The sequence below is a fragment of the Paraburkholderia sp. Ac-20336 genome (assembly GCF_017105025.1).
In the GTDB taxonomy this organism is placed as follows: domain Bacteria; phylum Pseudomonadota; class Gammaproteobacteria; order Burkholderiales; family Burkholderiaceae; genus Paraburkholderia.
In genome coordinates, this window is the sequence record NZ_JAAGPS010000238.1 from 1 (window position 1) to 4,433 (window position 4,433).

Consider the following 4,433-nt stretch of genomic DNA (forward strand, 5'->3'; position numbering starts at 1 on the left):
TCTGACGAGGCAATCGGCATCCGATGCGGCAGGCCCGGCTCCGCGCGTTTTCAGCGAGGTCTCCTGCGCGGCGATGTGCAGGCCTTTGGGCAGCAGTACCCACATGCGCAGCCGTTCCTTGGTGTGGCTTGCCTGCGTCTGCGCGGTTTGACCGAAGCCGTAGAAGTAGTCGGCCCGCACGGCCCCCTGAATCGCGCCCCCCGAATCCTGCGCCAGCATCAGACGGTTGACCGCGCCGGGCGCCGCGGGGTCGTCGCGCGTGGAGACGAACACCGGCGCGCCGAGCGGCGTGGTGCGCGGATCGACGGCCACCGAGCGTCCCGCCGACAGCGGCACGCCCAACGCGCCCAGCGGACCATTCGGCGAATCCGGAATCGCGCGGAAGAACACATAGCTCGGATCGGTGATCGCGAACACGGGGCGAGGCCGCGTTGCGTTCGCGTCATGCGCGCCGGTTGCACCGATTGCGGCGCTTGCCGCATTGCCCGGCTTGTGCGCGCCGGCGGTGTCCGCGATGGCCGGCGTGATCGTGCCCGCGCTCGACGGCGTGCTCGTCGCCAGTGTGAAGCCGCGCAGCAGCGGCGACGAGGGTTCGTCGTCATCGGTGGTGGTGGGCGCTGCGTCGCCGTCGTTGCTCGCGGCCGGCGCGTCGTCGTCGCCGACGTCGACCTGCATCTCCATGCCGCGCACCACGAGCTTGCGCGCGCCGGCCGCCGCGTTGCCGTTGTGCGCGAGCGGCGGCAGAAACGGTCGGCCGTTCTGTTCGGCATAGGCAAAGCGGCGGATCGAGCCGTCGCTCATGCGGACCTTGCCCGCGCCTTGCAACTGCATCGAATACAGCATCACCGGATCGTCGACATAGGCGAGGACCGGCGCCTTCAAGGCACCGCGCTCGATCTCGGCTCGGGTGTAGTACGGCACGATGCGCTCGCCGTCGAGCCGCAGGCGGATCTTCTTGTCGCGGATATCCGGCACGCTGTCGCGCAGGTCGAGCGTATAGACGCCCTTCGGGTTGGCGCCGCCGCTCGTCGTGCCGGTTGCGTCGCCGAGCGGGATTACGTTGCGCCCCTCGATGCGCGCCGCGCTCACGCTGCCGCGCGCGCGGTCCGGCAAACGCCGCGCGTCGAGATAGAGCATGTCGGTCGGCGTGCCGTAGAGCGGATAGACGTAGGCGCCCCCGTACTGCGGGCTGCCGTTGAGCAGGGGCTCGTAATAGCCGGTCATGGTGCCGTCGGCCGAGCGGTCGGGATTGCGGATCTGATAGGCGTTGAAATACGTTTCGAAGAAATGCCGGATGGCCGCGACGTTGCGCGCATCCACCGCGCGCGCGGCATTGCATGGGTCCGACCAGCCGCTGCGCGCGCCGAGCACGAGGCAACTGCGGCGGAACGCGTCCCAGGATGCGGCGACGTCGTCGGTGTCCCAGCCGGGCAGATCGCCGAACGCGGTCGGCTCGTAGTACGCGTGGCGCGTGGCGAAGCCGCTGGCGAGGGCGGGTTTGGGTGGTGTGCTGGCGGTGCCGCTGGTTGTGGTGCCAGTGGTGCCAGTAGTGCCGCCGCTGACCGCGCCGCCGGTCGGGCTCGCAGCCGTTGCCTGTGCCTGTGCCGTTGGCGGCGCCATCGCCGCAGCGGGCATGCGCGGCGGCGGCGCGACGGGTTGCGCAAGCGGCGGTGCGGTCAACGCGGGTTGCGCGGCGGACGATGCCGATACCGTCGCCGCCTGCTCACCTGTCGATACCGCTGCGACCGGCGAGACCGGCGACGACGACACCGCCGCATGACTCGTGGCCCCCAGGACCACGCTCGTCGCAGGATTGTTGCTGACGCAACCCGCGAGCGTGGCGGTCAGCGCAAGCAGAAGAAGCGGAACCTTTTGCATGCGGCCTCCTTCGGGCCATCGCGAACATCGTGCGCGCGGCTAGCCTCACGGCTTGACGGCATCGATGGTGAATGTGGCGGCGCCGAACTCGCCGGTGCAATTCGCGCTGCCGGCCGGGCAGCGCGGCTTGCCCGCGAACGGCGAGTAGCTCGGGCTGCGGCGCGCGGCCGCTGCGTGCTGGGCGCCTTCGGGGAAGGTCTGGAACGGTGCCGCGGGCTTCAGTCCGCCGTCGGAGAAATCGCGCGGCGTCGTCGAGACCAGCGTCAGGAAGTGATTCGGCCCCGGCGGATTGCCCGCCAGCATCGGCCAGCTCGCGCGCGGCAGCGAGAGAGTCTGAGCGGCGGCGATCCGGTTGTTGCGGTCCAGTCCGTTTGGAAACAGCAGCAGGTACTGCCCGTCCGGATCGACCATGAAGACGTACACATAACCGGCCCGATTGCTGGCGAGTCTGAATTGCAGATGATCCTTGCCGATCGTGGCGGTCGCGCTGCTCGGCGTGGCGGTGACATGAATCGCGGGATCGGCCAGCGACGCAATCCGCTCCAGCTCGCCGGCGGGCGTGTAGGGGGCGAGGGTGTCGGCCGATGCGGCCGACTCGGCAGGAACGGTAGGCGCAGCAGGTGCGGCAGGCGTTGGCGTGACGCTGGCGGGGGGCGTTGCAGGCGTGCTCCCGATGACCGGCGCGGGGGCCGTGGTCGCCGGACTTTGAGCGATATCGGCCGGAGTCGTCGGCGCGGCGTCGACGGGCTTCGGCGTCGTTGCACCGGGAGCCCCGGTGCTTGCCGTTGCCGTCGCGGTTGTGGTCGCTGTCGTGGTCGCAGCAGTACTCGCGGCCGGTGGCGTGCGCGTCGCGAACCAGGTGCCGACCGCCGCCAGCGCAACGACGCCAACCACCCCCGCCGCAATCAGCCCCGCGCGTTTCTGTTGACCGTCGGCGCCAGTCGCGGTGACGGCCGCCGTCGCGGGCTCGTTGCGCTTCGCCGCGACGGTGACGGGCGGCACCGTTGGCGCGCTGGCGCCCGCCGCATCGACGGGGGCGCGAGAGGTGTCCTCATGCGCCTCCTGCCCGGCATCGGACGTATCGATCGCAATGCCCAGTTCGCTCGCGAGTGCCTGAACGCTTTGCGGACGCTGCTCGGGGCTCACCGCGAGCGCGTGGTCGATCGCGCGCAAAAACCGCTCGCTATACCGGCCCGCCGCGGTCGTGGCGAGCGGCACATAGGTATCGCTCATCATCCGGCCGACCGAGGGCGGCGGCGTCTTGCCCTCGATCGCGAAATAGACCACCGCGGCGAGCGCATACACATCGGTCCACGGCCCCTGTTTCAGCGCCGCCACTTCGGCATATTGCTCGATGGGCGCATAGCCGGGCTTCAGGATCACCGTCAGGGCCTGGGTCATGTCGCCGATCACCCGCCGCGCCGCGCCGAAGTCGAGCAGCACGGGGCGGCCGCTGCCCTTGAGCAGCATGATGTTGTCCGGTGCGATGTCGCGGTGATAGCACTGCGCCGCATGCAGCACCGCCAGCGCTTCGATCAGCGGTGCAAGCAGCGCGCGCAGCCAGGCTTCGTCCGGGGGTGCGGGCAGGCGGCGCAAGCCGTCGCGCAGCGTCATGCCTTCGTAGTACGGCATCACCATATACGCGGTGCCGTTGGCTTCCCAGAACCGGTACACCTTGACGAGCGAATGATGATCGAAGCGGGCGAGCAGCCGCGCCTCGTTGATGAAGCTTTTCAGGCCGGCGCGAAAGGTCTCCTCATGGCGCTCCGACTTGACCGACACTTCGGCCGCGCCGACGCGCGAAGCCAGCGCGGCCGGAATGTATTCCTTGAGCGCGACGTGGCGGCCGAGCTGGGTATCGTAGGCGAGATAGACGATGCCGAAACCGCCTTCGCCGATCAGCTCGACGATCTCGAACTCGCCGAGCCGGGTGCCGGCGGCGAGCGCATGTTGCGCGTTCGGGCTCTGCGCGGCAGGGCGGGTGACGACGGTACGATCGGGGTCCGCGTTTTCGGCTGCGACCGGCGGACCGTCCGCTGCGGGTGGCCGTTGCACGATCACGGTTTTGTCGTCGGGGCTGCTCATCGGCTTCGGTTCTTTGGAGTGGACGACGGCCGCGCTCGGCATACGCGAGCGCCACCCTCGCGCGCAGGCGCGTCCACCTTGAAGACGAATCAGCGCGCCGCATTTTGAAAACGGCTCGGCGCACGAGCGCGAACCGCGCCGGGCGGTGCTCGCGGCGCGCGCTCCCTGTTTCAAAATCGGCGCGCATGATTCGTTTACACGGTAGTAACAAAAAATCGCGGCGCGCAACACGAGGGTTGTGCGCGCATTCCGTCCCAGCCGCTTCCTTTTGCCTTCTTGCAGGAAGTTAAAGTGAACGAGCGCCAAGGCTTATCAAGCGGGATGGCACACAGCGTCGTGCGCGGTATCGGCCGGCGCGCTGTCGTGACGTTGACCCGGGGTATCGATACGGTGTGGCTCACGGGCGCGCTCGTGGCCGGCGCGCTGCTGGTGGGCGCGGCGCCTCATGCGCAGGCGGCCGGCGGCGCGTC

2 protein-coding genes are annotated in these 4,433 nt (G+C 69.4%); both read right to left on the reverse strand.

The genetic code is table 11. The features are described 5' to 3' along the window. Window positions 1-1,878: MltA domain-containing protein (locus tag GXB81_RS30430; protein WP_241016596.1), on the reverse strand; the 1,878-nt coding region annotated here is incomplete at its 3' end. 45 nt (window positions 1,879-1,923) lie between these two features. Further along, window positions 1,924-3,963 carry a serine/threonine-protein kinase gene (locus GXB81_RS30435; RefSeq protein ID WP_205991147.1) on the reverse strand — a complete coding sequence of 680 codons (2,040 nt, stop codon included), beginning with the start codon at window positions 3,961-3,963 and terminating at the stop codon, window positions 1,924-1,926. Between the last annotated feature and the right edge of the window lie 470 nt (window positions 3,964-4,433).